The 5369-nt window shown below is 62.6% G+C and carries 6 protein-coding genes; 5 read left to right on the top strand and 1 reads right to left on the bottom strand.

Annotated features, from left to right (window positions below; translation table 11 throughout):
- The 3 genes from C6P64_RS09240 to C6P64_RS09230 all read left to right on the top strand — a co-directional run.
- Positions 1 to 211, top strand: a 211-nt coding sequence (locus C6P64_RS09240; protein WP_146115889.1) for a DUF1294 domain-containing protein, incomplete at its 5' end; no start/stop codon positions are given.
- Positions 212 to 218: 7 nt separating this feature from the next.
- On the top strand, positions 219 to 725 hold the full coding sequence (locus C6P64_RS09235; RefSeq protein ID WP_245911687.1) for a GNAT family N-acetyltransferase: 507 nt from the start codon (positions 219 to 221) through the stop codon (positions 723 to 725).
- A gap of 41 nt (positions 726 to 766) precedes the next feature.
- Positions 767 to 1678 carry an MBL fold metallo-hydrolase gene (locus C6P64_RS09230; RefSeq protein ID WP_105748276.1) on the top strand — a complete coding sequence of 304 codons (912 nt, stop codon included), beginning with the start codon at positions 767 to 769 and terminating at the stop codon, positions 1676 to 1678.
- Between the two features lie 20 nt (positions 1679 to 1698).
- Here C6P64_RS09230 and purN read toward each other — a convergent pair whose 3' ends face one another.
- Positions 1699 to 2298 carry a phosphoribosylglycinamide formyltransferase gene (gene purN / locus C6P64_RS09225; protein ID WP_105748275.1) on the bottom strand — a complete coding sequence of 200 codons (600 nt, stop codon included), beginning with the start codon at positions 2296 to 2298 and terminating at the stop codon, positions 1699 to 1701.
- Positions 2299 to 2339: 41 nt separating this feature from the next.
- Here purN and C6P64_RS09220 point away from each other — a divergent pair, with 41 nt between their 5' ends.
- Positions 2340 to 3005 carry a YceH family protein gene (locus C6P64_RS09220; protein WP_105748274.1) on the top strand — a complete coding sequence of 222 codons (666 nt, stop codon included), beginning with the start codon at positions 2340 to 2342 and terminating at the stop codon, positions 3003 to 3005.
- Between the two features lie 291 nt (positions 3006 to 3296).
- Positions 3297 to 5285, top strand: a complete 1989-nt coding sequence (locus tag C6P64_RS09215) for an FG-GAP repeat domain-containing protein (RefSeq protein WP_105748273.1) — start codon at positions 3297 to 3299, stop codon at positions 5283 to 5285.
- Positions 5286 to 5369: the final 84 nt, after the last annotated feature.

Here is a 5369-nt window from a genome sequence, read left to right as displayed (position 1 = left end):
CGCCAAGCGGGGCCTGCAGCGGTCATCGGAGAACATGCTGCACCTGCTCTCGCTGCTCGGCGGCTGGCCGGGCGCCCTGCTGGCGCAACGTTGGGTCCGGCACAAGTCGGCCAAGACCCAGTTCCGCCAGTGGTTCTGGATCACCGCGGCGATCAACGTGACCGCGTTTGTCCTGCTCTGCTCGCCGCTGGGCCAGCCGCTCTGGCGCTGAAGAGCCGGTGGTCGCCATCCGCCACATGCTGGCGACCGACATCGCGTCGGTCTTGCGCCTGCAGGCGCAGTGCTACCTGCCCGACAACATCGAGTCCGAGGCCGTGATCCGCACCCGGCTGGCCAGCGCGCCCGACACGGCCTGGATCGCCGAGACGGATGGCAAGGCCTGCGCCTATCTGGTCGGCTACCGGAGCCGGCTCGGCCAGGTCGGCGCGCTCGGCGACGGCTTCGAGCCCGCCGAGGCACCGGATTGCCTCTATCTGCACGACCTCGCGGTCGGACCTCAGGCGCGCGGCCTGGGACTGGGCCCGCGACTGGTGGCCCATGCGCTGGCACAAGCCAGGCGCGAGCAGCTGAGCTGGGCAGCGCTGGTCTCGGTGCAGGGCTCGCAAGCCTTCTGGCACCAGCAGGGATTCGCCGCGCGGCCACTCGATGATCCTGGACAGGCTCGGGCGCTGGCCAGCTATGCCGGAGGCCCGGCCTGCTACATGACGCAGGCACTGCTGGCATGACTGGCTGATGCCTGCGGCGGAAATTCGCTTACAGTCGGATCATGACATCCGCCGCACCCTCACCGCAATCCGGGGCCGCCAGCAGCGGCCGCACGCTGACCACCCTGGCCGGCAACCGCCAGCGCCTCGATGGCGGCGCCATGTTCGGCAATGCACCGAAGGCGCTCTGGCAGCGCTGGATGGCCGCCGACGAGCAGAACCGCATCCTGCTCGGCTGCCGCGCGCTGCTGGTGCGCGAGGGTGAGCGCAACATCCTGGTCGAGACCGGCATCGGCGCCTTCTTCGATCCGGCGATGAAGGAGCGCTACGGCGTCGAGGAAAGCGGCCATGCGCTGCTCGACCGGCTGGCCGAGCAAGGCCTGTCGGATGCCGACATCGACGCCGTGGTGCTGACCCACCTGCATTTCGACCATGCCGGCGGCCTGCTGGCGCCCTGGGCCGAGGGCCAGCCGCCACGGCTGCTGTTTCCGAAGGCGCGCTTCATCACCGGCCAGCGCCAGTGGCAGCGCGCCAAGTCGCCGCACGCGCGCGACCGGGCCTCCTACCTGCCCGAGCTGCTGGACCTGCTCGAAGCCAGCGGCCGGCTCGAGCTGCTGGCAGACGGCGCGAGCTCGGCCACGCTGGGGCCGGACTGGCGCTTCCATGTCAGCGACGGCCACACGCCGGGCCAGCTGCTGCCCGAGGTCGACATGCCGTCGGGTCCGGTCGTGTTTGCCGGCGACCTGATCCCGGGCGCGCCCTGGGTCCATCTGCCGATCACGATGGGCTACGACCGCTTCCCGGAAGGCCTGATCGAGGAGAAGACCGCGCTGCTCGAGGACCTGCTGGCGCGCAATGGCCGGATCGTCTTCACGCACGACCCGGAAGTGGCGCTGGGCCGCGTCAGCCGCGACGCCAAGGGCAAGTTCGGCCTCAGCGAAAGCTCGGGCGAAGTCGCCGGCCTCGGGAACTGATTCCCAAGGCTGGGCGCGACTCAGCGCCCGGCTGCCAGCAGCCGCTCGACCGCGCGCGGGTAGATGAGGTGTTCTTGCGTCAGCACGCGGGCGGCCAGGCTGTCGGCCGTGTCATCCGGCAGCACCGGCACCACCGCCTGGTCCAGGAACTCGCCATGGTCGAGCTCGGCGGTCACGCGATGCACCGTCACGCCAGCGAACTTGCAGCCGTAGTCGATCGCGCGCTGGTGCGTGTGCAGGCCCGGGAAGGCCGGCAGCAGCGAAGGATGGATGTTGACCATGCGGCCCAGGTAACGGTCGACGAAGCCCGGCGTCAGGATGCGCATGAAGCCGGCCAGCACGACCAGCTTCGGATCAAAACCGTCGATCACGCGCGCGAGCTCGGCGTCGAATTCCTCGCGGCTGGCATAGGCCTTGTGATCGACCACCGCGGTCGCGATGCCATGCTCGCGGGCAAAGACCAGGCCCTTGGCATCGGCCTTGTTGCTGATGACGGCGGCGATGCGCGCGCCGTATTTCTCCTGCCAGCCGCCCTGCTCGGCGGCCTTGACGATGGCGGCCATGTTCGAGCCGCCGCCCGAGATCAGGATGACGATGTTCTGTGGTGCAATTTGGGACATGCGGCGAGTGTAATGAAGCCGCTTCCCAACCGGACTGCCTGATGCTGAACTTCGAACAATCCCCCCTGAGCGCCGCCGAGGCGCGCGTGCTCGCGACGCTGATGGAGAAGGCGCGCACCGTGCCCGACAGCTATCCCCTGACGCTCAACAGCCTGCAGAGCGGCTGCAACCAGAAATCCAGCCGCGAGCCGGTCATGAGCCTGAGCGAGGACGAGATCGCCCAGGCGCTGGACGGCCTGCGCGAACGCAGCCTGGTGTTCGAGAGCAGCGGCGGGCGCACCGCGCGCTACGAGCACAACTTCGAGCGCGCCGTCGGCGTGCCGAGCCAGGCCGCCGCGCTGCTCGGCCTGCTGCTGCTGCGCGGGCCGCAGACCGCGGGCGAGCTGCGCCTGAACGCCGAGCGCTGGCACCGCTTTGCCGACATCGGCTCGGTCGAGGTCTTCCTCGAGGAGCTGCAGCAGCGCAGCCCAGACAAGGGCGGGCCGCTGGTGCTCAAGCTCGAGCGCGCCCCCGGCGCACGCGAGCAGCGCTGGGCCCAGCTGCTGTGCGGGCCGGTCGAGCTACAGGCGGCGGCTGCCCCGGCCAGCGCCACAGTGTCTGCCGGCAACCAGGCCAGCGCGGAACTGCAGGCGCTGGCCGAGCGCGTCAGCGCGCTCGAGGCGCTGGTGGCGGAGCTGCGACAGCGCCTCGAGGCGGCCGGCGCCTGAGTCAGGTCCTACAGCAGGGTGCCCATGCGGGTGCCCTGCCCTATCCGATACCGAAGGCCGCGCGTGCGGCCTTTTTACTTTCAGGCAACCAACTGATACCATACAGGCAACAAACATCAAAAAGCAATATTAAAATAATATCTGTCATTGTTAATATTGATGACTAACGAACCATCGCCGATAGTCTGTCAGATAACCATAAATGTTCACTGCTCAACGCAGGGCAAAACGAAGAATTCTAAAGTCTGAATTGCAACACTCACCATCAAATAACCCAAATAAACATCAAAAATGACCATCATAATCAGACAAAATTTAACGATATCAGACTTCGCAAACTACGCAGAAGAGCTCCAAATTGCCGCAGGCATCACTGTAACAATTAGAGCTGGCGCAACATTAAATCTCAATGGAAATAAACTAACAAATTATGGAACACTAATACTAGAAGGCAACGAAAATTTATTGGCTACTATCAAAAATACAAACTATTCCACAGAAAGCACCTCAGGCCAACTAAAGGCCAACTACGGAAACATCGAACAAACACGCATCGATGGGTTTTTTAGCAACGGAACACTTTTAATCACAAATTCCGTAATCAAAAACTCAAGTGTAGATGCTCTTGAAAAAAATACAATTTCATCCTCATTATTTATCGACTCCGATTTTGATTTAGGCATTGAGTCAACAACGGTTTCGAAAACTACCTTTTTACGGTCTCAGGTCAGTGCTGATGCCTGGAACTCATCGGGCGGATCATCTTCTTTCACAGACACCAACTTCATCGGCACAAAAAACTCAATCTATCTTGACCCCTTCTTCTCAGGAACTGGCTTTACCCACAAAATATCCATAACACGTGGATATATTGATATTCCTCAAAATCAAACAATCGACGATCGAATATTCGACGCAGATGACACTCTCAGAGTAACAACTGACATCAACGAGTCATCATTCACAAGAACCCCTTACACAAATTCAACAGATGGATTCAAAGTTGGAAATATACTAATTAGCTGGCCGACATTAGGGGTGACTCATACCAATACGGGCAATGCCGCAGTGTTCAACGACTTCAACGGCGACGGCAAGGCAGACCTGCGCTGGGTCAAGAACAACGGCGAAGTGTCGCTGTGGTTGATGAACGGCGCGAACCCGACCGCGACCGCTAACTTTGGCCCCTTCAATGGCTGGAGCGTGAAGGACAGCAGCCAGGACTTCAACGGCGACGGCAAGACCGACCTGCTGTGGAGCAACGCCAATGGCGCGGTCTCGGTCTGGACCATGAACGGAATGAACGCGACCTCCATTGCCGATCAAGGCCCTTATGCGGGCTGGAAGCTGGTCGACGCAGTGGGTGACTACAACGGCGACGGCAAGGCGGACCTGCGCTGGGTCAAGGACAACGGTGAAGTGTCGCTGTGGCTGATGAACGGCGCGAACCCGCTCGCGACGGCGAACTTCGGTCCCTTCAATGGCTGGAGCGTGAAGGACGGCAGCCGGGACTTCAACGGCGACGGCAAGACCGACCTGCTGTGGACCAACACGAACGGTGGAGTATCGGTCTGGACCATGGACGGGCTGAACGCGACCGCGATCACCGATAAAGGCCCTTATGCCGGCTGGCAACTGGTCGACGCTGCCGGCGACTACAACGGCGACGGCAAGGCGGACCTGCGCTGGGTAAAGGACAGTGGCGAGGTGTCGCTGTGGTTGATGAACGGCACGGTCCCGACCGCGACCGCGAACTTCGGCCCCTTCAACGGCTGGAGCGTAAAGGACGGCAGCCAGGACTTCAACGGTGACGGCAAGACCGACCTGCTGTGGACCAACACGAACGGCGGGGTATCGGTCTGGACCATGGACGGGCTGAACGCGACCTCGATCGCCGATCACGGTCCTCATGCCGGCTGGAAGCTGGTTGACGCCGCGGGTGACTACAACGGCGACGGCAAGGCGGACCTGCGCTGGGTCAAGGACAGTGGCGAAGTGTCGCTGTGGTTGATGAACGGCACGAACCCGATAGCGACGGCGAACTTCGGCCCCTTCAATGGCTGGAGCGTGAAGGACGGCAGCCAGGACTTGAACGGCGACGGCAAGACCGACCTGCTTTGGAGCAACGCCAACGGCGAGGCATCGGTCTGGACCATGGATGGACTGAACGCGACCTCGATCGCCGATCACGGTCCCTATGCCGGCTGGAAGCTGGACGATCTGCAGCCGGCTACAGCGACGGTGAGTCTGGTCGGAATCCAGGACTCCGGGTCTTACTAGGGCCTGTTAACGCAATCGAAGGACCTCGGCGATGAACGCGACGGTGATGAAGGCCGCAAACATCACGTCGGTCTTGTCATAGCG

Source organism: Malikia granosa (assembly GCF_002980595.1).
In the GTDB taxonomy this organism is placed as follows: Bacteria; Pseudomonadota; Gammaproteobacteria; order Burkholderiales; family Burkholderiaceae_C; genus Malikia; species Malikia granosa.
Note: the sequence above shows the minus strand (reverse complement) of the source record. Positions and strands in the feature narration are given on the sequence as shown.

Coding starts and splice junctions, on each gene's coding strand:
- C6P64_RS09230 (WP_105748276.1), top strand. CDS start 767: ATGACATCCGCCGCACCCTCACCGCAATCCGGGGCCGCCAGCAGCGGC.
- purN (WP_105748275.1), bottom strand. CDS start 2,298: ATGTCCCAAATTGCACCACAGAACATCGTCATCCTGATCTCGGGCGGC.
- C6P64_RS09220 (WP_105748274.1), top strand. CDS start 2,340: ATGCTGAACTTCGAACAATCCCCCCTGAGCGCCGCCGAGGCGCGCGTG.
- C6P64_RS09215 (WP_105748273.1), top strand. CDS start 3,297: ATGACCATCATAATCAGACAAAATTTAACGATATCAGACTTCGCAAAC.